This is a genomic window from Marinobacter sp. BSs20148 (assembly GCF_000283275.1).
In the GTDB taxonomy this organism is placed as follows: domain Bacteria; phylum Pseudomonadota; class Gammaproteobacteria; order Pseudomonadales; family Oleiphilaceae; genus Marinobacter; species Marinobacter psychrophilus.
On record NC_018268.1, the window covers coordinates 775,816 to 798,187 of the forward strand.

Consider the following 22,372-nt stretch of genomic DNA (forward strand, 5'->3'; position numbering starts at 1 on the left):
TTATGGCCCCCGATTTAGCGACTTGCGAACAGCGACGTTATTAGTCGCCCATCAGTCCAAAGGTGATCACGCTGGTAAGGGAGCGGTTCTCTTTGCGCAGAATATCGGGCTCAAATTCCCCGTTTTGGTTAAACGCTTTGCTGTCCGGAAAGTTTGTCCGCAGCAGCGAAATGGCGTCTTGGCTGCCTTTGCTTATGTCCATAAAGCGAAATGTCTCCGCTAGAATAACGATGGCTTCTTCCACCACGGGCGAGCTGGGGTAATTCTCCACCACATAGCGGGCGCGGTTATTGGCTGCAATATAGGCTTCCCGCGTGATGTAATAGCGAGCGGCGTGAAGCTCCAGCTCGGCCACACGGTTGCGCACCGCAATCATCCGCTGGCGAGCATCGGCGGCGTACAAGCTGTCAGGATAGCGGTTGAGCAACTCGGAAAAGTCGCGGAACGCCTGCAGCTGTTCGCCCGGCGCACGGGCATTGGCGTCTATCGGGAAGTAGCGCGCCGCCAATCCAATGTCCAGGTTGTAAGAGGCCAGGCCACGCATGTATAGGGCGTAGTCACCGTGTTCGCTTTGCGGGTTCAGTCGCAAAAAGCGATCCGCCGCAGCGCGGGCGCCTTCCAGATCAAGATTCTGGTAGCGTGCAAAAATAAGGTCAAGCTGGGCTTGCTCGGCGTAGCGGCCAAACGGATAGTAGGTTTCGAGAGCATCCAGATTGGTTTCCGCTTCGTTGAAATTGCCCGAATTCATGGCGCTGCGGGCGTTCTCGTAATAGGTTTGCTCGGGTAATACCTGCTCTTGCTTGTTTGTGGCGCAGGCGCTGAGTAACACAACCACTACGGACACTACCCATAAACGGACAACTGATCTCATGCCGGAATCCCGTATAATGTCGAAAAGTTCAAAGAGCCTCCATTGTAACGAGGAAGGCACTGGATGTGCAGTAGAAGCACAGCAGAAGCCCGGCTGTTTGTCATAATATACGCCAAACGTAACACAACCAGGCCCTGGGGGCTTAATGTCAGCTGAAAACCGAATTATCGCCAGTTTTGTAATACCACCCAAACTGAGCGACAAGCGCCTTGACCAGGCCGCCGCAGAGCTAATGCCCGAGCACTCACGCTCGCGCCTGCAATCTTGGGTAAAAAGTGGCGCCCTGACTGTGAACGGCGGTCAGTGCAGGCCCCGTGATAAAGTGATGCTGGGTGACAAACTCGAGCTGGATGCCGAACCGGAAGCGCAGGTGACCTGGCAGGCAGAAGCCATCACTCTGGATATTGTTTATGAAGACGAGCACATACTGATCATCAACAAGCCAGCCGGTTTGGTGGTGCACCCGGCGGCTGGCCATGCCGACGGTACCTTGGTGAACGCCATACTAAATATAGCGCCGGAAGTAGAAAATCTGCCGCGAGCCGGCATTGTGCACCGCCTGGATAAAGATACCTCCGGCGTTATGGTGGTGGCGCGCAGCCTGATTGCTCACACTTCGCTGGTAAACCAGCTGCAAACCCGCACCATGGGCCGTGAGTACGAAGCCGTTGTAGTAGGCACCCTGACCGGCGGCGCTACTGTGGATGCCCCAATCGGGCGCCACCCCACCGAACGTAAAAGGATGGCGGTGGTGAAATCCGGCAAGCCGGCCGTTACGCACTACCGCGTGATTGAGCGCTTTGCTGCTCACACCCATGTACGCTGTAAGCTGGAAAGCGGACGTACCCACCAGATTCGTGTGCATCTGACCCACGTAAAACACCCGCTGGTGGGCGATCCTGTCTACGGCGGACGCCTGCGTTTGCCCAAAGGCACCACCGAAGAATTACGCGAAGTGCTGTCTGGCTTCCATCGCCAAGCCCTGCACGCGCGTCAGCTGACCCTGGAACACCCGCAAACCGGCGAAACAATGAGTTGGGATGTACCCTTGCCAGAGGATTTTCAGCTGCTGCTGGCAGCACTGCGTAAGCACGTAAAAGATATGGAAAGCGATGAATTCTGATCTGCCGTTAATCGCGCCGGTCTGGCCAGCTCCGGCCAGCGTGCAGGCGTTCAGCAGCACCCGCCAGGGCGGCGTTAGCGCGGCGCCCTGGGATCAACTGAATTTGGGCGGTCACGTTAACGACCGCCCTCAGCACGTAGCCGCCAACCGTCAACGGTTGGCGGATCATCTTGGTTTGTCGGCGCAACGTTTTGCCTGGTTAAATCAGGTGCACGGAACCGTGGTTGTCGAAGTAACAGCCCGGAACCTAAGCCAACTTCCGCCCGCTGACGCCAGCTACACCCGCGAACCTGACGTGGTGTGCGCCATCCTCACCGCCGACTGCCTGCCGGTCCTACTCTGCAACCGCCAAGGAACGATAGTCGGCGCAGCCCACGCCGGCTGGCGCAGCCTTTGCGGTGGCGTGTTAGAAAACCTGATAGCAGCAATGGCTGAACCCGCCGAAAATCTGATGGCCTGGTTCGGTCCTGCCATCGGCTCCGACCAGTTCGAAGTAGGACCAGAAGTGCGCCAGGCGTTTATCAACTACGGCCCGCAAGCATCCAGCGCGTTCGCAAGCCGGGGCGCACGTCCCGGCCACTACATGGCCGACATTTACCAACTGGCAAGGCAGCGTTTGCAACAAGCGGGCGTTAGCTCGATAGATGGTGGCGGCCTATGCACCGTTAGCGATGCCCAGCGCTTCTACTCCTTCCGCCGCGACGGCCAAACCGGCCGAATGGCCACGCTGATCGCTTTTCAGTAAAGCAGCAGCTTTTTTAAATGCTAGCGGTAACTGACCCCCGTCAATTTTCTGACACTCCATCGGTTACTAGCTTGAAGTCTGCCTATTCGCCCCTACATTAAGTAACAAAGCAGATTCAATAGGCCGATACCGGCCCATTGCACAAAGAACCGGAGCGCCCTTCATGAGAATCGACAAGCTAACCAGCCGCCTGCAAAGCGCTCTGGCCGACGCGCAGTCCCTTGCTGTTGGCAAAGACCACAATTTTATAGAGCCGTTGCACTTGATACAGGCCCTGTTAGACCAAGAATCCAGCTCCATTAAACCGCTGCTGAAACAGGCTGGCGGCGAGCCCACCCGAATTCGCCAAGCGGTCATTAAAGAAATTGAGAGCCTGCCCGAAGTGAAAGGCAGCGCTGGCGACGTTGCCATGTCCAACGATATGGGCCGCCTGTTTAACATTGCCGACAAACTCGCGCAAAGGCGTAAAGACCAGTTTGTCTCTAGCGAACTGATGTTGCTGGCAGCGCTGGAAGATCGCGGTAGCCTGGGACGGGTTCTTCGCGAACAAGGTGTGGACAAGGCCGCGCTGGAAAAAGCCATCGAAAACGCCCGCGGTGGGGAATCCGTTGATGACGCTGGCGCCGAAGAAAATCGCCAGGCATTGGATAAATACACCATCGACCTGACCGAAATGGCCGAGTCGGGCAAGCTTGATCCAGTGATTGGTCGTGACGACGAGATCCGCCGCACCATTCAGGTACTGCAGCGCCGTCGTAAGAACAATCCGGTATTAATTGGTGATCCTGGCGTGGGTAAAACCGCCATTGTGGAAGGTCTTGCCCAGCGTATTGTGAATGGCGAAGTACCCGAAGGCCTGAAAAACAAGCGCGTATTGTCTCTGGATATGGGCTCGCTAATTGCCGGTGCCAAATTTCGTGGTGAGTTCGAAGAACGCCTGAAAGCTGTGCTGAAAGAACTAACAAAACAGGAAGGTCAGATCATCCTGTTTATTGACGAAATTCACACCATGGTGGGTGCCGGTAAGGCCGAAGGTTCGATGGATGCTGGCAATATGTTGAAGCCGGCGTTGGCCCGCGGTGAGCTTCACTGCGTGGGCGCGACCACTCTGGATGAGTACCGGAAACACATCGAAAAAGACGCGGCCCTTGAGCGCCGATTCCAGAAAGTGCTGGTAGACGAGCCTAGCGAAGAAGACACCGTTGCTATACTGCGCGGCCTAAAAGAGCGCTATGAGGTGCACCACGGTGTTGAGATAACCGACAGTGCCATTATTGCTGCCGCCAAACTGTCGAGTCGTTACATTGCCGACCGTAAACTGCCGGACAAAGCCATTGATCTGGTGGACGAGGCTGGAAGCCAGATTCGTATGGAAATGGACTCCAAGCCCGAACCGCTGGACCGCCTGGAACGCCGCCTGATTCAGCTGAAGATTGAGCGCGAAGCGCTGAAAAAAGAGACTGATCCGGCATCGAAGAAACGTCTGGAAGAACTCTCCAGCGTGATTGACGGGGTGGAGCGTGAATACGCTGATTTAGAGGAAGTTTGGAACGCTGAAAAGGCCGCCTTACACGGCTCGCAGAAGATCAAAAGCGAGCTCGAACAAGCGCGAACCGAATTGGAGAGTGCCCGGCGGGCTGGTGACCTTGGCCGAATGTCCGAGTTGCAATACGGTCACATTCCTGAGCTTGAGCGCCAGCTGGATATGGCAAGCCAAGCCGAGATGATGGAAATGACCCTGCTGCGCAATCGGGTGACCGAGGAAGAAATTGCAGAAATCGTCTCCAAGTGGACCGGTATTCCGGTGTCGAAAATGCTTGAGGGCGAACGCGATAAATTGATGCGCATGGAAGAGGCCTTGCACAAGCGGGTGATCGGACAAAACGAGGCCGTAGAAGCGGTGGCCAACGCCGTGCGCCGCTCCCGCGCCGGGCTGTCGGACCCGCATCGTCCCAACGGCTCCTTTTTATTCCTCGGCCCCACCGGTGTGGGAAAAACTGAGTTGTGTAAGGCATTGGCATCGTTTCTGTTTGATACCGACGACGCCATGGTGCGCATAGACATGTCGGAGTTTATGGAGAAGCACTCCGTAGCGCGGCTTATCGGTGCGCCCCCGGGTTATGTGGGCTATGAAGAGGGTGGTTACTTGACCGAAGCTGTGCGCCGGCGGCCTTATTCCGTGCTTTTGCTGGACGAGGTAGAAAAGGCGCACCCGGATGTGTTCAACATTCTGCTGCAGGTTCTTGACGATGGACGTCTGACCGACGGCCAAGGCCGCACCGTCGACTTCCGCAACACCGTGATAGTGATGACGTCTAACTTGGGCTCTGGAATTATCCAGCGGCATGCGGGAGAAGAAAACTACGACGCCATGAAAGCCCTGGTGATGGACGAAGTCGGCACTCATTTTCGTCCAGAGTTTATAAACCGGGTAGACGAAGTGGTGGTGTTCCATCCCCTGGAAGCAAACCAGATCCGTGGCATCGCCAAAGTGCAGATCGAGCTTCTCGACAAGCGCTTGCGGCAGCAGGACATTGCTCTGGAACTGGACGAAAGCGCGATGACGTTGCTTGCCAATGTCGGTTACGACCCAGTTTACGGTGCAAGGCCGCTGAAGCGAGCGATTCAGCGGATGATCGAAAACCCTTTGGCGCAACAGTTGCTGCAAGGCAGCTTCGGCCCCGGGGATACCATTTGCACCGGTGTTGAAGAGGGCGCGCTGGTGTTTAGCAAGGCCTAGCAGGCCTTGAAACTGTGATGGTTACGCTGTAATGCATTGAATGTACCCTGAACATGCCCGTTACGGGCGGGTTCAGGGTGCTTGTTCAGCACCGCAGTTTTGTTCAACGATGTCTTCGTACGTCTGTTTTTGCTGCGAGACCTCGTCTGGGGTCAGGAATCGTTGCTCGCCATTCTCGGTTATTCGGATACGGGAATTGTTGCTTATTATCTCAAGATTCTGTTGCGCGGCGTCGCAGTTTGTTTTTCGTTGCGCCTGGCGGGTAGCCGCAGCATCAAATGCGCGTGATTCTTCGCTGGCGGCCCGCTGACGCTGCTCCAGCTCGTTCAGCTGTTGCTGGGCTGATGAATTACTGTTCACCAAATTGGACTGGCCAGACCTTACGCTAATCTGCTCAGCTTGAGTGCCTGTAGGCTGGCGATCGCCAAAGTGGGTAACGCCGTCTGCATCGGTCCACTTGTACACCACCGTTGCATTCGCCATGGCTGGCACCATCGCCAATAACAGAGCCATTGTTTTCAGTTGTATTGTCATCGTTTATTGTCCGCTGTGGTTAACCTGTCGCAGGAAACGGGTGACTGGTCAATTATGCTGTAGTCATAGCGTATTAGGACAATTATGTCAGCTCATTTGGTTTTTTTCTTTTGACTGGTTCAAATAAGTAACAGTCTATTTAGCCAAAGCGGCTATTGACAGGGAGTTTCCCGCTGTCAGAATTACTAATTGCCTGAATGCGGGAGGGGATGTAGTCGGCAATCCCGTTCATATTTCCCCCGTTTATTACCGCGCCCAACACACCGCCCATTGTTGCGGTTATGGTTGTTGCTTACGTGCAATCTGTCGACTGGCTGTTCTCCGCAACCCTCAGGAGAGCGGCTGGCCGGGAGACAACCTTTGTTGGCTGGGGCGTGATGGAGTATCGGTTCAGCTTTCACAAAAAGCCACACAACCGTATATCTAGGTAGCCGGGGTGGTACCCCGATTAAATCATTTGAAGAAGAGGGTCGAAAACGTGGAGTTATTGTCTGGCGCCGAAATGCTCATCCGTTCGCTACAGGATGAAGGCATAGAGAACATTTATGGCTATCCGGGTGGAGCAGCCCTGCATATATACGATGCTCTGTTCAGGCAGGATACCGTCAAGCACATCCTGGTCAGGCACGAACAAGCGGCGGTGCACATGGCTGATGGCTATGCCCGTGCTACCGGCAAAGCGGGTACAGTGCTGGTCACCTCGGGGCCGGGTGCGACAAACACCATCACCGGTATTGCGACTGCTTTTATGGATTCCATTCCGATGGTGGTCTTGTGTGGGCAAGTCGCATCAACGTTGATTGGCGAAGATGCCTTCCAGGAAACCGACATGATCGGTGTTTCCCGTCCGGTGGTGAAGCACAACCTCAGCGTGCGCCACCCGTCCGAAATTCCGGAAATCATTCGCAAGGCCTACTACATTGCGACAACCGGCCGACCTGGCCCAGTGGTTGTGGACATTCCAAAGGACATGACCGCACCTAATGATCGCTACGAGTATGTGTTTCCGAAAAAAACCAAATTGCGGTCTTATAATCCCGCCATTCGTGGCCACGCCGGGCAGATTAAAAAAGCAGTGGACATGCTGCTGGCGGCCAAGCGACCGATTGTGTACGCCGGCGGGGGTGTCATTCTAGGCAGGGCCTCTGGTCAACTGACTGAAATGGTGCGCGGCTTGGGGTACCCCATCACGAATACCTTGATGGGCATAGGCTGTTATCCTGCGAGCGACCAGCAGCACATTGGTTGGTTGGGCATGCACGGCACTTACGAAGCCAATATGGTTATGCATCACGCGGACCTTATTCTGGCTGTCGGTGCGCGCTTTGACGACCGCGTTACCAACGCGACCGAGAAGTTCTGCCCGGGCGCCCGCATTATCCACATCGACATCGATCCGGCGTCGATTTCCAAAACCATCAGCGCCGATGTGCCCATTGTTGGGCCGGTGGATTCTGTGCTGAAAGAAATGCAGTCGCTGATCAAAGAAAGCAAAGTCAGGCCCGACGTCGATGCGCTGGCATCCTGGTGGAAGCAGATCGACGAATGGCGCGCTTTTCACGGTATGCGCTACGAAACGAGTGATGACGTTATTAAGCCACAGGAAGTGGTGGAAATGGTGCACCGCCTGACCAACGGCGATGCCTATGTCACCACCGACGTGGGGCAGCACCAGATGTTTGCCGCTCAGTACTACAAGTTTGACAAGCCCAACCGCTGGATCAGCTCCGGTGGTCTGGGTACCATGGGCTTTGGCTTGCCGGCAGCGATGGGCATAAAACTGAACTTTCCGGATGAAGAGGTGCTCTGCATCACCGGCGAAGGCAGTATTCAGATGAATATTCAGGAGCTGTCGACCTGTAAGCAATACAGCTTGCCGGTGAAGATCATCAACCTGAATAATCAGGCTCTCGGTATGGTTAAACAGTGGCAGGATATGAATTACGGGGCACGCCACTCGCATTCTTACATGGACTCCTTGCCGGACTTCGTCAAACTCGCGGAGGCCTATGGCCACGAGGGTATGAAGATTACGCGCAAGGAAGACTTGGAGCCCATGCTCAAAAAAGCACTGGCCATGAAAGACAAGCTGGTGTTCTTGGATATTTACGTAGACCCTTCTGAGCACGTCTATCCGATGCATGTGGCCCGTGGCTCAATGAAAGATATGTGGCTCAGCAAAACGGAGAAGGTGTAATCATGCGTCGAATCATTTCTGTTTTGTTGGAAAATGAGCCGGGCGCGCTGTCGCGGGTAGTGGGTCTGTTTTCACAGCGCAACTACAACATTGAAACCCTGACGGTTGCACCTACCGAAGACCCAACGATGTCGCGTTTGACTGTAACGACGACCGGTTCTGAGCGGGTGATTGAGCAGATTACCAAGCAGCTGAACAAGCTGATTGAGGTGATCAAGCTCGTTGATCTCACCGAGGGTGCCCATATCGAGCGTGAACTCATGCTGGTGAAGCTGAAAGCAACGGGCTCCCAGCGCGCTGAAATCAAACGCACCGTAGACATTTTTCGTGGCCAGATCGTTGACGTCACCAGCTCGGTGTATACCGTGCAGCTGGCGGGCGACAGTGCCAAGCTGGATGGCTTTATTCAGGCTATTGGTGCAACCAGTGTTCTGGAAGTAGTGCGTAGCGGTGTATCCGGTATTGCTCGCGGTGAAAAAGTGCTCAGCCTTTAAGGCTATTGATTTCAAAAAATTCATAACGTAGAACGCAGGCCCTCAGGGCCGCTCAAACAATAGAGGTTAGTCATGCAGGTTTATTACGATAAGGATTGTGATCTTTCGATCATTCAGGGCAAAAAGGTAGCCATTATTGGTTTTGGTTCCCAAGGGCATGCCCATGCCTGCAACCTGAAAGATTCTGGTGTAGACGTGACGGTTGGTTTGCGCGCTGGTTCGTCTTCCATTGCTAAGGCAGAAGCCTATGGCTTGAAAACGGCTGATGTACCTTCAGCTGTTGCAGCTGCCGACGTGGTGATGGTTTTGACACCAGACGAGTTCCAGTCACAGCTTTACCGCGACGAAGTTGAACCGAATCTGAAACAGGGCGCTACTCTGGCATTCGCTCACGGTTTTGCTATTCACTACAACCAGATCGTTCCCCGTAAAGATCTGGATGTGATCATGATCGCCCCTAAGGCGCCTGGTCACACTGTACGGACTGAATTTGTCAAAGGCGGCGGTATTCCTGACTTGATTGCCATCTACCAGGATGCATCCGGTAACGCTAAAAACCTTTCCCTGTCTTACGCCAGTGGTTTGGGTGGCGGCCGTACCGGGATTATCGAAACCACGTTTAAAGACGAAACTGAAACCGATCTGTTCGGTGAGCAGGCGGTTCTGTGTGGTGGTGCGGTTGAGCTGGTAAAAGCCGGTTTCGAAACCCTGACCGAAGCTGGTTATGCGCCTGAAATGGCTTATTTCGAATGTCTGCACGAGCTCAAGTTAATTGTCGACCTGATGTACGAAGGCGGCATTGCCAACATGAACTATTCCATCTCTAATAATGCAGAGTATGGCGAGTATGTGACAGGCCCAGAAATCATCAACGCGGAATCCCGTGCGGCCATGCGCAACGCGTTGAAGCGTATTCAGAGCGGTGAATATGCCAAGATGTTCATTGCCGAGGGTGCTCTCAACTACCCATCCATGACGGCTGCACGTCGTATTAACGCTGCCCATCCTATTGAGCAGACTGGCGAAAAGTTGCGCGGTATGATGCCGTGGATCTCTGCCAACAAGATCGTAGATAAAGACAAAAACTAAAAGCCCAGGCTTTCGGTTTTGTAAGACGCGGCCCGTGTGGCCGCGTTTTTCGTATATACTGCGGCCAAATACTTTCCGGAGTAATTGGAATGACTGACGAAAAGAAATCTACCGAATCTAATCCGGCCAACAAGCCAGATGTGTCTGCTTCTGCTGGCAAAGGTACGGAAGACGTTCATGAGCTCCCGCCGGGAGAAGTTATTGAAGAAGAGTTGGTTGGAGGGGCGCCTGTTCGCCACAAAGGTATTTTCCTGCTGCCCAATGCGCTCACTACAGCGTCTTTGTTTTCGGGTTTCTACGCGATTGTCTCTGCCGCCAACGGCATTTTTGACAACGCTGCGATTGCCATCTTCGTGTCTATGATTCTGGATGGGCTGGATGGGCGCGTTGCGCGCATGACGAACACCCAAAGCAAATTTGGCGAAGAGTATGATTCCCTGGCCGATATGGTGGCCTTTGGTGTGGCGCCGGGGTTGGTGGCGTTCTTCTGGTCGCTTAATGGTCTGGGTAAGTTGGGTTGGGCGGTAACCTTTATCTATGTAGCCGGAACGGCTCTGCGCTTGGCTCGCTTTAATACTCAGATCGGTTCGGTTGATAAGAAGTACTTTGTTGGCTTGCCAAGCCCTGCGGCAGCAGCTGCCGTGGCAGGAATGGTCTGGTGCTTTCATGCGTTCGAGCCAGCGGCTTGGTTAACGGCTCTAACACTGTTTGTGGTCGCCGGTGCTGGAGTGTTGATGGTCAGCAATGTTCTGTACCAGAGTTTCAAAGATCTCGACATGCGAGGAAGGGTGCCGTTCGCAGCGATTTTGCTGGTGGTGCTGATTTTTGTGGTCATTGCGCTGGATCCCGCCACCGTGTTGTTCAGTGCTTTCTTGGTATATGCGTTGACAGGGCCAGTGCGGGCCTTATTTCGTAAAAAGCCCCGTCGCCCAGCGTAATATGGGGTGTAAGTAAGTTGTGGGTAGAGTATAAAGAAGGGGCTCCGGCCCCTTTTCTGATTGAGTAGAGCGCGCGGGTGTAGGCTGAAGCAAGGGTAAACCGAGATGCGAGGAATCTTTTTCACATTCGCCGTTGACGTGTACCGAGAAGTCTGTAGAATGCGCATCTCGCTTGAGGGACAGCCGGTTACAGAGGGGCAGGAATTGAGCGAGAACTGTTTGGTAAGACGTTGAAAAGTTTAGGAAATCTGATTTAAACTTTGAACGCGAAAACGGTTGACACGGTTCGGATACGCTGTAGAATGCGCCTCTCGAATCAAGCATTACCAGCCGGTTGATTCGGCGGTTTTGGAAGGAAGATCTTCCGGAGCGGCTCGAAAGAAACGGTTGACAGGACAGCGAAACGATGTATAATTCGCCTCCTGATTGAGTCACGGCTCAAACGCTCTTTAAAAAATTAACCAAGTAATTCGTGTGGGCGCTGACTGGAGTATTTCGGTAAGAAATACCAAGTCAACGACTCGTCAAGAATTGAGTTTTTGTACTTGAGCAGATTTAAGATCTTCGGATCTTGTATGATTTAAACTGAAGAGTTTGATCATGGCTCAGATTGAACGCTGGCGGCAGGCTTAACACATGCAAGTCGGGCGGAAACGATGGTAGCTTGCTACCAGGCGTCGAGCGGCGGACGGGTGAGTAATGCTTAGGAATCTGCCTAGTAGTGGGGGATAGCCCGGGGAAACTCGGATTAATACCGCATACGCCCTACGGGGGAAAGCAGGGGATCTTCGGACCTTGCGCTATTAGATGAGCCTAAGTCGGATTAGCTTGTTGGTGGGGTAATGGCCTACCAAGGCGACGATCCGTAGCTGGTCTGAGAGGATGATCAGCCACATCGGGACTGAGACACGGCCCGAACTCCTACGGGAGGCAGCAGTGGGGAATATTGGACAATGGGCGCAAGCCTGATCCAGCCATGCCGCGTGTGTGAAGAAGGCTTTCGGGTTGTAAAGCACTTTCAGCGAGGAGGAAGGCCTTAAGATTAATACTCTTGAGGATTGACGTCACTCGCAGAAGAAGCACCGGCTAACTCCGTGCCAGCAGCCGCGGTAATACGGAGGGTGCAAGCGTTAATCGGAATTACTGGGCGTAAAGCGCGCGTAGGTGGTTATGTAAGCGAGATGTGAAAGCCCCGGGCTCAACCTGGGAACGGCACTTCGAACTGCATGGCTAGAGTGTGGTAGAGGGTAGTGGAATTTCCTGTGTAGCGGTGAAATGCGTAGATATAGGAAGGAACACCAGTGGCGAAGGCGGCTACCTGGACCAACACTGACACTGAGGTGCGAAAGCGTGGGGAGCAAACAGGATTAGATACCCTGGTAGTCCACGCCGTAAACGATGTCAACTAGCCGTTGGGGATCTTGAATCCTTAGTGGCGCAGCTAACGCACTAAGTTGACCGCCTGGGGAGTACGGCCGCAAGGTTAAAACTCAAATGAATTGACGGGGGCCCGCACAAGCGGTGGAGCATGTGGTTTAATTCGACGCAACGCGAAGAACCTTACCTGGCCTTGACATGCAGAGAACTTTCCAGAGATGGATCGGTGCCTTCGGGAACTCTGACACAGGTGCTGCATGGCCGTCGTCAGCTCGTGTCGTGAGATGTTGGGTTAAGTCCCGTAACGAGCGCAACCCCTATCCCTAGTTGCTAGCAGGTAATGCTGAGAACTCTAGGGAGACTGCCGGTGACAAACCGGAGGAAGGTGGGGATGACGTCAGGTCATCATGGCCCTTACGGCCAGGGCTACACACGTGCTACAATGGCGCGCACAGAGGGCTGCAAACCCGCGAGGGGGAGCCAATCTCACAAAACGCGTCGTAGTCCGGATCGGAGTCTGCAACTCGACTCCGTGAAGTCGGAATCGCTAGTAATCGTGAATCAGAATGTCACGGTGAATACGTTCCCGGGCCTTGTACACACCGCCCGTCACACCATGGGAGTGGATTGCACCAGAAGTAGTTAGTCTAACCTTCGGGAGGACGATTACCACGGTGTGGTTCATGACTGGGGTGAAGTCGTAACAAGGTAGCCCTAGGGGAACCTGGGGCTGGATCACCTCCTTAAACGATGCCGAACGCTTCGGTCAGAGTCCACACGAATTACTTGGTTGATTAATTAAAGAGAGCAAAGGGTCTTTCAGGCCCAGCGGTCTTGTTGAAAAACAAGCGAAACCGGGTCTGTAGCTCAGTTGGTTAGAGCGCACCCCTGATAAGGGTGAGGTCGGTGGTTCAACTCCACCCAGACCCACCAGACTTGCATAGCTTTTGGGGCTATAGCTCAGCTGGGAGAGCGCCTGCCTTGCACGCAGGAGGTCAGCAGTTCGATCCTGCTTAGCTCCACCATTATACAAATGGTCTGAATAACCTGAAAACCCTGAGAACCCTGAGAACCCTGAATGTCCTGACTTCGGTCAGTGTACAGAAAAAAGTATTTCAGTTTAGCGTCCGCTAAGTCTGAAGTTCTTCTTTCTGATCACTGGGTCAGATTTGCTCTTTAACAAATTGGATGAGATAGAACACGAATACTTTTCTCTACGGTCTTTGAGGAAAGTGTTCAAGTGATAACGATTTTTTCAAGCGTTATCCGGTGTTGTCGTTGAAGTGGTTGTTTATAACTTCGAGTGACGGTCTCTAATGTTCCCTGGAACACTCCTGTTCGACTTCGGTTGAGCGGCGGTGGGCTTGTGTCATTGGTGATCAGTTGTCTTGGGGTTATATAGTCAAGCAACTAAGCGCATACGGTGGATGCCTAGGCAGTCAGAGGCGATGAAAGACGTGGAAGCCTGCGATAAGGTTCGGGGAGCTGGCAAACGAGCTGTGATCCGGACATTTCTGAATGGGGAAACCCACCCAGTTTAGGCTGGGTATCTTACACTGAATACATAGGTGTAAGAGGCGAACCGGGAGAACTGAAACATCTAAGTACCCCGAGGAAAAGAAATCAACCGAGATTCCCTAAGTAGCGGCGAGCGAACGGGGACTAGCCCTTAAGCTAGACAACTGGTAGGAGAAGGCTCTGGAAAGTGCCGCCATAGTGGGTGATAGCCCTGTATCCGAAACCTGAGTCTAGTGAAATCGAGTAGGACGGGGCACGAGAAACCTTGTCTGAATATGGGGGGACCATCCTCCAAGGCTAAATACTCCTGACTGACCGATAGTGAACCAGTACCGTGAGGGAAAGGCGAAAAGAACCCCTGTGAGGGGAGTGAAATAGATCCTGAAACCGTATGCGTACAAGCAGTCGGAGCAGACTTGTTCTGTGACGGCGTACCTTTTGTATAATGGGTCAGCGACTTATGTTCAGTGGCGAGGTTAACCGTTTAGGGGAGCCGTAGGGAAACCGAGTCTGAATAGGGCGATTTAGTCGCTGGGCATAGACCCGAAACCGGGCGATCTATCCATGAGCAGGTTGAAGGTTGAGTAACATCAACTGGAGGACCGAACCCACTGTCGTTGAAAAGCCAGGGGATGACTTGTGGATCGGAGTGAAAGGCTAATCAAGCCCGGAGATAGCTGGTTCTCCCCGAAAGCTATTTAGGTAGCGCCTCGGACGAATACCACAGGGGGTAGAGCACTGTTTCGGCTAGGGGGTCATCCCGACTTACCAACCCGATGCAAACTCCGAATACCTGTGAGTACTATCCGGGAGACACACGGCGGGTGCTAACGTCCGTCGTGAAGAGGGAAACAACCCAGACCGCCAGCTAAGGTCCCAAAATTCCAGTTAAGTGGGAAACGATGTGGGAAGGCTCAGACAGCTAGGAGGTTGGCTTAGAAGCAGCCATCCTTTAAAGAAAGCGTAATAGCTCACTAGTCGAGTCGGCCTGCGCGGAAGATGTAACGGGGCTCAAACTGGATACCGAAGCTGCGGCTGCATACTTTGTATGCGGGGTAGGGGAGCGTTCTGTAAGCCTGCGAAGGTGAGTTGAGAAGCTTGCTGGAGGTATCAGAAGTGCGAATGCTGACATGAGTAACGACAATGCGAGTGAAAAACTCGCACGCCGGAAGACCAAGGGTTCCTGCGCAACGCTAATCGGCGCAGGGTGAGTCGGCCCCTAAGGTGAGACCGAAAGGTGTAATCGATGGGAGACGGGTTAATATTCCCGTACCTTGAATCACTGCGATGGAGAGACGGAGAAGGCTAGGTAAGCCGGGCGACGGTCGTCCCGGTTTAAGCGTGTAGGGAGGGGACTTAGGCAAATCCGGGTCCTCAATTCTGAGACGTGATGACGACTGCCCATGTGGCGGGAAGTTATTGATGCCATGCTTCCAGGAAAATCTTCTAAGCTTCAGGTGATTTGAGACCGTACCCCAAACCGACACAGGTGGTCAGGTAGAGAATACCAAGGCGCTTGAGAGAACTCGGGTAAAGGAACTAGGCAAAATGGTGCCGTAACTTCGGGAGAAGGCACGCTGGTGGTATGTGACACCCCTTGCGGGTTGAGCAGAAGCCAGTCGAAGATACCAGGCCCCTGCGACTGTTTATTAAAAACACAGCACTGTGCAAACACGAAAGTGGACGTATACGGTGTGACGCCTGCCCGGTGCCGGAAGGTTAATTGATGGGGTTAGCATTCGTGCGAAGCTCTTGATCGAAGCCCCGGTAAACGGCGGCCGTAACTATAACGGTCCTAAGGTAGCGAAATTCCTTGTCGGGTAAGTTCCGACCTGCACGAATGGCGTAACGATGGGGGCGCTGTCTCTACCCGAGACTCAGTGAAATTGAAATCGCCGTGAAGATGCGGTGTATCCGCGGCTAGACGGAAAGACCCCGTGAACCTTTACTATAGCTTCACAGTGAACTTTGAACATGTTTGTGTAGGATAGCTGGGAGGCATTGAAGCGTGAACGCTAGTTTGCGTGGAGCCAACCTTGAAATACCAGCCTGGCATGTTTGAGGTTCTAACTCTGTCCCCTTATCGGGGATGAGGACACTGTGTGGTGGGTAGTTTGACTGGGGCGGTCTCCTCCTAAAGCGTAACGGAGGAGCACAAAGGTGGGCTAAGTACGGTCGGACATCGTACGGTTAGTGTAATGGCACAAGCCCGCTTGACTGCGAGACAGACACGTCGAGCAGGTACGAAAGTAGGTCATAGTGATCCGGTGGTTCTGTATGGAAGGGCCATCGCTCAACGGATAAAAGGTACTCCGGGGATAACAGGCTGATACCGCCCAAGAGTTCACATCGACGGCGGTGTTTGGCACCTCGATGTCGGCTCATCACATCCTGGGGCTGAAGCCGGTCCCAAGGGTATGGCTGTTCGCCATTTAAAGTGGTACGCGAGCTGGGTTTAGAACGTCGTGAGACAGTTCGGTCCCTATCTGCCGTGGACGTTGGAGATTTGAGGAAAGCTGCTCCTAGTACGAGAGGACCGGAGTGGACGAACCTCTGGTGTTCGGGTTGTCACGCCAGTGGCATTGCCCGGTAGCTATGTTCGGATAGGATAACCGCTGAAAGCATCTAAGCGGGAAGCCCCTTCCAAGATGAGATCTCCCTGGGCCCTAGAGGCCCCTGAAGAGCCGTTCAAGACCAGGACGTTGATAGGTTGGGTGTGTAAGCGCTGCGAGGCGTTGAGCTAACCAATACTAATTGCTCGTGCGGCTTGACTATATAACACCCAAGACAATTGCGGATATCGCAGCGAAAAAATCATTATCACGGCCCTTAAAGCCAATGTTCTATCTCATCCCCCAGTGATCAACCGTTTTGTCTGACGACCATAGCGGCCTGGTACCACCTGATCCCATCTCGAACTCAGAAGTGAAACAGGCCTGCGCCGATGGTAGTGTGGTTCGCCCATGTGAGAGTAGGTCATCGTCAGACTCTTATTGCTAATTGCCCCGACAGCTCACGCCGTCGGGGCTTTTTTTTGCCTGAAATACAGCAGGCAAAGGTCTAATCTGTACCCGGTGGGTCACCGGTTCCAGGCTAGGGGACATGCCAGGGAGCAGATTTCAAATCTGTTCCCTGGTATGTCCCCTATTCGTGAAATCTGTCCCGGTGATATACTGCGAGTCTAAAGCCCAATAAGCCTGATGGAGTTGCTGCATGTCTGCCAATGATCACCTCGTCATATTTGATACCACTCTACGCGATGGCGAGCAAAGCCCCGGCGCCACCATGAACAAGGCCGAAAAGCTGCGCATTGCCAAAGCATTGGAAAAACTGCGTGTTGACGTCATTGAGGCCGGCTTCGCCATAGCCAGTCAAGGCGATTTCGAAGCGATCAAAGTGATTGCAGAAACCATTAAAGACGCCACAATATGCAGTCTGGCGCGGGCCACTGATGGTGACATTGATCGGGCTGCCGAGGCTGTGAGCCCGGCAAATCGTAGCCGCATCCACACATTCATTGCGACATCTCCTATCCATATGAAGCACAAGCTGAATATGACGCCTGACGAGGTGGTAGAGCAAGCTGTGCGCGCGGTTAAACGAGCGCGTAATCACGTTGCCGATGTGGAATTTTCGTGTGAAGACGCGGGTCGTTCCGAGTTGGATTTTCTATGCCGCATCATTGAGGCGGCGATTGACGCTGGTGCTACAACCATCAATATCCCGGACACAGTGGGTTACGCTATACCCCATCAGTTCGGCAACACCATGGCTCAGTTGTTGAACCGCATTCCCAACGCCGACAAGGCTATTTTCTCGGTTCATTGCCACAACGACTTGGGGCTTGCCGTTGCAAACTCTTTGGCGGCTGTTTCCCAAGGCGCACGCCAGGTTGAATGCACTATTAATGGTTTGGGCGAGCGCGCCGGTAACGCCTCCCTGGAAGAGATTGTCATGGCGGTTCGAACCCGCCAAGACTACTTCAATCTAGATACCCGCATAGACGCCACCCACATAGTGCCGGCTTCCCGTTTAGTGTCGACCATTACCGGTTTCCCGGTACAACCTAACAAAGCGATTGTAGGCGCTAACGCTTTTGCCCACGAGTCCGGTATTCACCAAGATGGCGTGCTCAAGCATCGCGAAACCTATGAAATCATGAGGGCTGAAGATGTCGGCTGGCACACCAACAGCCTGGTGATGGGTAAGCATTCTGGCCGCAATGCATTCCGCACGCGTTTGCTAGAGCTGGGCATCCAATTTGGCACCGAAACCGAGCTGAATGAGGCTTTTGCTCGCTTCAAGGCACTTGCGGACTTGAAACACGAGATTTTTGACGAAGACTTGCAGGCGATTGCTAGCAATACCCGTCAAAAAGACCAGTTAGGGCGCTTCGGGTTGGTGTGCATGAAAGTGTGTTCGGAAACCGGTGTGATTCCGAAAGCCGATCTGACGATCACCATGGATGACAAAGAGCACCGTGTTCAAGCGGAAGGCAGTGGCCCGGTCGATGCGACATTCAAAGCCATTGAGTCATTGGTGGATTCTGGTTGCAAGCTTCAGCTCTACTCGGTGAACAACATCACCAGTGGTACTGATTCACAAGGTGAGGTTACGGTGCGCCTTGAGCGCGGTGGTCGCATTGTTAATGGAGTAGGGGCAGACACTGACATCATTATTGCATCCGTTAAAGCATACATAGCTGCGTTGAATTTGATCAGTGCGGGTGGTATACGGCACCATCCGCAAGGAGCAGATGTATAAAGGTTATCAAGATGCGTTTGAATAATTTGGCAGGATGTTAATGCGAACTCACGAAGCGGAACGGCAATTTTATTTGGCGATGTCCGGTGTGCAGCTCTGGTACGCTCGCGAGCCGCTACCGGGTGCTGCGCCTAGCCCTGAATTTGTGTTTCCGGTAGAGCGCGCTCTAACGACTCCAGTGCTACCAGTGCCTGCCGGCAACCCTGCTACGCCCGTTCACGCGCCTTCTTCGGCCCACTTGCCTAAAGCCAAACCGTTGCGCCGGGCAGATCCTGCGGCTGCCGCTCGCATTGCCGATCTGCAGTCGCTGATGAAAGCGGGAAAAACCGAGGCACCCCAGCCTGATCGCCCTCGCAAACCGATAGAAGATGTTCCTACCAGCACGCGTTTGGCTCCTGACCCGGCGCCCGCACCGGTTACGGACGCGTCGCAGCCGGTGAAGATCGCTCCTGTGCCAGCGGCGCTGTCGCCAACAATACGCCATCCTGACCCGCTTGTGCCACCAGTCGATCCGCTAAAGGTTACCCTGGCGTTTTGGCAGGGCCGAGATGTCAGTCTGATAGCGGCACTCTCGAGCGACGCCAGCGTCAAGTTGCAACAAGCGCTAGCGCACAATATTTTGCGAAGCCTCGGCGAAAAGGAGTCGAGTGAATGCGTAACCGTAAACTGGCCGGTGTTTAACAACCTTCTGGTGCCTGGCAACCAGTCACAGGATCTGGTTGGCGTTTTGAAACCGATTTTATCCGGCTTGGACGCCCAACATCTGATCGTACTGGGTGCGAATGCTGACGACCACTTAAGCGCTGATCATGCTGGGGGCGCCGTGCCATCTTGGCTAGCGGAAGCATTGCCGACGTTAAAACAGCCGTTGATGGCTTTCAGGTTCAGCCTTGCCGAACTTGCGGCGCAGCCTCAGTACAAAAGGGACCTGTGGAGTGCAATCAGGGAATGGGTGAGCTGAACCATGGGTGATCGAACTAAGGCTTATCAGCAGGTGGCTCAGGGCGATCTGATCATCGACAACTTGACTCCGAAAGAGTTGCCGACAATTCTTGAAATAGAGCGCGGCTGCCATTCTAACCCTTGGTCTGCAGGTATCTTTGAAGATTGCTTCAAGTCCACTTACCGGCTGTGGGCCGCGCGCCGCAATGGTGAGCTTGCCGGCTTCGCGGTGGTGGCCTATCAGTATGATGAAGCTCACCTGCTGAATCTTTGCGTAGCACCGGCGGCGCGCGGCCTGGGTGTCGCACGGCGGCTGTTACAGTATCTGATTGCACGGTCTGGCCACGATGGTATGCAGCTGTTGTTGCTGGAGGTTCGCCACAGCAATCGGCCTGCCTACCGGTTGTATTGCTCTGAGGGCTTTGAGCAGGTTGGTGTGCGCCCAGATTATTATCCTGCGCCCAATGGCCGTGAAAACGCTCGGGTGATGACGCGCCCCTGTTTGCTCTAAGCCACTGCACCGGGGTTCGCGTCTAAGTGCCTTAAGCTCTATAATGACGCCCTTTTCAGCGCTTTCTATTCAGGTTGTCTTGTTACTATGTCGAATCCTTCCCAGCTTTCAACGGAAGTGGCTAACCGTCGCACTTTCGCGATTATTTCCCACCCGGACGCCGGTAAAACCACTATTACTGAAAAGGTATTGCTGTTCGGTCAGGCTATTCAAAGGGCAGGCACCGTAAAAGGCAAAAAATCCGGCCAGCATGCCAAATCAGACTGGATGGAAATGGAAAAGGAGCGGGGTATTTCCGTCACCACCTCGGTTATGCAGTTTCCCTACCATGGCAGTTTGATCAACCTGCTGGATACACCGGGCCACGAAGACTTTTCCGAAGATACCTACCGCACCCTGACAGCCGTAGACTCTTGCCTGATGGTCATAGACAGCGCCAAAGGCGTTGAGGCGCGCACCATCAAGCTGATGGAAGTAACGCGCCTGCGTGATACGCCTATCATCACGTTCATGAACAAACTGGATCGGGAGACCCGTGATCCGGTAGATCTGATGGACGAAGTCGAAAGGGTTCTCAATATTGCCTGTGCGCCTATTACCTGGCCTATCGGCATGGGGAAAAGTTTTAAAGGGGTGTATCACCTGCTGCGGGATGAAGTCATTCTGTATCACACAGGGCAAGGCCACATGATTCAGGAAGAGCGAATTATAAAGGGTCTGGACAATCCCGAGCTTGAGACCGCCCTGGGGGGCTATGCCGCAGAACTGCGTGACGAGGTAGAGCTGGTGAAGGGTGCGTCTCACCAATTCGATCAGCAGGCTTTTCTGGCCGGAGAGTTAACGCCGGTATTTTTTGGTACTGCGCTGGGCAATTTCGGAGTTGATCACATGCTGGATGGTCTGGTGGAGTGGGCGCCTGCGCCGCAACCCCGGCAGACTGATCAGTGTCTGGTGCAGCCGGTGGATGAAAATTTTTCTGCTTTCGTATTTAAAATACAGGCCAACATGGATCCACAGCACCGCGACCGCGTTGCCTTTTTGCGGATTGTCTCTGGCCAGTATGCGCCCGGAATGAAAGCGCGCCACGTGCGGCTGGGCAAAGATGTACGCTTTTCTGATGCGCTTACCTTCATGGCTGGCGACCGGGAGCGTGCAGAGGAAGCATTTGCGGGTGATATTATCGGTTTGCATAACCACGGTACTATCCAGCTGGGGGATACCTTTACCTCCGGTGCCGACATGAAATTTACCGGTATTCCCAACTTTGCGCCTGAACTGTTCCGTCGCATCCGTTTGAAAGATCCGCTTAAGGCCAAGCAGCTGCAAAAAGGACTGATTCAGCTGTCAGAAGAGGGCGCTGTTCAGCTATTCCGCCCGCTGCGCAACAACGACTTGATCGTTGGTGCTGTTGGGGTGCTGCAGTTTGACGTAGTGGTCAGTCGTCTGAAAACCGAATATAAGGTAGAGGCCATTTACGAGCCGATTAACGTATCCACGGCGCGCTGGGTAACCTGCAGTGACGAGCGCAAGCTGGACGAGTTTAAGCGTAAGAATAACGACAATCTGGCCCTCGATGGCGCTAATCAGCTTGCGTATATTGCGCCGACTATGGTGAATTTGGGCTTGGCCCAAGAGCGTTATCCCGACATAGAGTTCCATAAAACCCGGGAGCATTGATTTTACCCGTTGCCATTTGGTTTAGAGGTCGACGTAATGCTGGTTGACGTCCATTGTCATTTCGATTTCCCCCAGTTTGACGGGCAGCGTGAGCAATTGATGGGCGAGTTGCGTGGGCAGGGCATTGGCGGACTGGTGATACCTGGCGTTCGCTGCGCCGATTGGCCGAAAGTACAACAAGTCGCTATGGCTCATTCTGGTGTTTTTTACTGTTTGGGCATTCACCCTTGGTATATTGACGAACATGGCCCTGAGGATCTGCAGCAGTTGCGGGACCATTTGACTAACGCAAGCGAGCTATGTGTAGGTGTTGGTGAGTGCGGGCTAGATCGGCTTCGGGGTACTCTGAGCGAGCAGACGCCATGGTTTGAAGCCCAGGTGAGAATTGCCGCCGAGTATCGGCGAGCGCTGGTGATCCACTCCGTTAAAGCCCATGATGAAGTTGTCGCGGTATTAAGGGCGGCGAGCTGGACGGGTAATGCGTTGGTTCACGGCTTTTCCGGTAGCTATCAGCAAGCGGTAAAATTGATAGATCTGGGTTGTATGTTAGGGGTGGGTGGTGTGATTACTCACGCCAAGGGCGGTAAAACACGCGACACGTTAACGCGTGTGCCCGCCTCCGCTTTGGTTTTAGAGACAGACGCACCAGATATGGCACCGGCCGGTGTTCGGCAAGGCCAGAACTCTCCGCAGTATCTGCCGGATATACTGCGAGAACTGGCCCTACTGCGTGGCGTTGACGAATCCGAGTTAGCAGCTGTCCTGCTCGAAAATAGCTGTCGACTCTATGGTTCTGCGCTACAAGCGAAGTTTTGTGGGTCGCAACTGGGTGATTACCGAAACTGACGATAT

At 53.7% G+C, this 22,372-nt stretch carries 14 protein-coding genes, 2 tRNA genes and 3 rRNA genes; 17 read left to right on the forward strand and 2 right to left on the reverse strand.

The annotated features are described in order from the left end of the window. Positions 1-40: 40 nt before the first annotated feature. Positions 41-871 carry an outer membrane protein assembly factor BamD gene (locus tag MRBBS_RS03480; RefSeq protein ID WP_041635057.1) on the reverse strand — a complete coding sequence of 277 codons (831 nt, stop codon included), beginning with the start codon at positions 869-871 and terminating at the stop codon, positions 41-43. A 145-nt stretch (positions 872-1,016) separates the two neighbouring features. Here MRBBS_RS03480 and rluD point away from each other — a divergent pair, with 145 nt between their 5' ends. From rluD to clpB, 3 genes are all read left to right on the forward strand, one after another. Then, a complete protein-coding gene (gene rluD / locus MRBBS_RS03485) occupies positions 1,017-1,994 on the forward strand; it encodes a 23S rRNA pseudouridine(1911/1915/1917) synthase RluD (RefSeq protein WP_014870038.1) in 978 nt (325 codons plus the stop codon). Next, complete coding sequence (gene pgeF / locus MRBBS_RS03490) at positions 1,984-2,739, forward strand: peptidoglycan editing factor PgeF (RefSeq protein WP_014870039.1); 756 nt, start codon at positions 1,984-1,986, stop codon at positions 2,737-2,739. The genes rluD and pgeF overlap by 11 nt, the downstream gene beginning before the upstream one ends. 163 nt (positions 2,740-2,902) lie before the next feature. Further along, positions 2,903-5,479, forward strand: coding sequence for an ATP-dependent chaperone ClpB (clpB, locus tag MRBBS_RS03495; RefSeq protein WP_014870040.1), 2,577 nt, complete (start codon positions 2,903-2,905; stop codon positions 5,477-5,479). A 72-nt stretch (positions 5,480-5,551) separates the two neighbouring features. Here the strand turns inward: clpB and MRBBS_RS03500 are convergent, their stop codons facing one another. Beyond that, positions 5,552-6,013, reverse strand: coding sequence for a DUF4124 domain-containing protein (locus MRBBS_RS03500; RefSeq protein ID WP_014870041.1), 462 nt, complete (start codon positions 6,011-6,013; stop codon positions 5,552-5,554). Positions 6,014-6,491: 478 nt separating this feature from the next. Here MRBBS_RS03500 and MRBBS_RS03505 point away from each other — a divergent pair, with 478 nt between their 5' ends. The 14 genes from MRBBS_RS03505 (at position 6,492) to MRBBS_RS03570 (ending at position 22,366) form a co-directional block, all read left to right on the forward strand. Next, positions 6,492-8,210, forward strand: a complete 1,719-nt coding sequence (locus MRBBS_RS03505; protein WP_014870043.1) for an acetolactate synthase 3 large subunit — start codon at positions 6,492-6,494, stop codon at positions 8,208-8,210. Between the two features lie 2 nt (positions 8,211-8,212). Continuing rightward, positions 8,213-8,704 (forward strand): acetolactate synthase small subunit, encoded by a 492-nt coding sequence (ilvN, locus tag MRBBS_RS03510; protein WP_014870044.1) that lies wholly within the window; start codon positions 8,213-8,215, stop codon positions 8,702-8,704. A 72-nt stretch (positions 8,705-8,776) separates the two neighbouring features. Continuing rightward, positions 8,777-9,793 carry a ketol-acid reductoisomerase gene (ilvC, locus tag MRBBS_RS03515; RefSeq protein WP_014870045.1) on the forward strand — a complete coding sequence of 339 codons (1,017 nt, stop codon included), beginning with the start codon at positions 8,777-8,779 and terminating at the stop codon, positions 9,791-9,793. An 89-nt stretch (positions 9,794-9,882) separates the two neighbouring features. After that, entirely contained in the window at positions 9,883-10,731 is an 849-nt protein-coding gene (pssA, locus tag MRBBS_RS03520; RefSeq protein ID WP_014870046.1) for a CDP-diacylglycerol--serine O-phosphatidyltransferase, read from the forward strand. Between the two features lie 582 nt (positions 10,732-11,313). After that, a 16S ribosomal RNA gene (locus tag MRBBS_RS03525) occupies positions 11,314-12,854 on the forward strand. A 110-nt stretch (positions 12,855-12,964) separates the two neighbouring features. Continuing rightward, positions 12,965-13,041, forward strand: a tRNA-Ile gene (locus tag MRBBS_RS03530). Between the two features lie 16 nt (positions 13,042-13,057). Beyond that, positions 13,058-13,133, forward strand: a tRNA-Ala gene (locus MRBBS_RS03535). A gap of 375 nt (positions 13,134-13,508) precedes the next feature. Continuing rightward, positions 13,509-16,401 (forward strand): 23S ribosomal RNA (locus MRBBS_RS03540). A 99-nt stretch (positions 16,402-16,500) separates the two neighbouring features. Further along, a 5S ribosomal RNA gene (rrf, locus tag MRBBS_RS03545) occupies positions 16,501-16,614 on the forward strand. Together the 16S, 23S and 5S rRNA genes with 2 tRNA genes alongside form the textbook arrangement of a ribosomal RNA operon. Positions 16,615-16,839: 225 nt before the next feature. Further along, positions 16,840-18,390 carry a 2-isopropylmalate synthase gene (locus tag MRBBS_RS03550; RefSeq protein WP_014870047.1) on the forward strand — a complete coding sequence of 517 codons (1,551 nt, stop codon included), beginning with the start codon at positions 16,840-16,842 and terminating at the stop codon, positions 18,388-18,390. A gap of 40 nt (positions 18,391-18,430) precedes the next feature. Beyond that, positions 18,431-19,351 (forward strand): hypothetical protein, encoded by a 921-nt coding sequence (locus MRBBS_RS03555; protein WP_014870048.1) that lies wholly within the window; start codon positions 18,431-18,433, stop codon positions 19,349-19,351. A 3-nt stretch (positions 19,352-19,354) separates the two neighbouring features. Next, on the forward strand, positions 19,355-19,843 hold the full coding sequence (gene rimI / locus MRBBS_RS03560) for a ribosomal protein S18-alanine N-acetyltransferase (protein WP_014870049.1): 489 nt from the start codon (positions 19,355-19,357) through the stop codon (positions 19,841-19,843). An 87-nt stretch (positions 19,844-19,930) separates the two neighbouring features. Then, the gene (gene prfC, locus MRBBS_RS03565) at positions 19,931-21,520 is read left to right on the forward strand and encodes a peptide chain release factor 3 (RefSeq protein ID WP_014870050.1); all 1,590 of its coding nucleotides are present in this window, start codon (positions 19,931-19,933) and stop codon (positions 21,518-21,520) included. A gap of 36 nt (positions 21,521-21,556) precedes the next feature. Continuing rightward, positions 21,557-22,366: a TatD family hydrolase gene (locus MRBBS_RS03570; protein WP_014870051.1), complete on the forward strand. Its 810-nt coding sequence runs from the start codon at positions 21,557-21,559 to the stop codon at positions 22,364-22,366. The last annotated feature ends 6 nt before the right edge of the window (positions 22,367-22,372 follow it).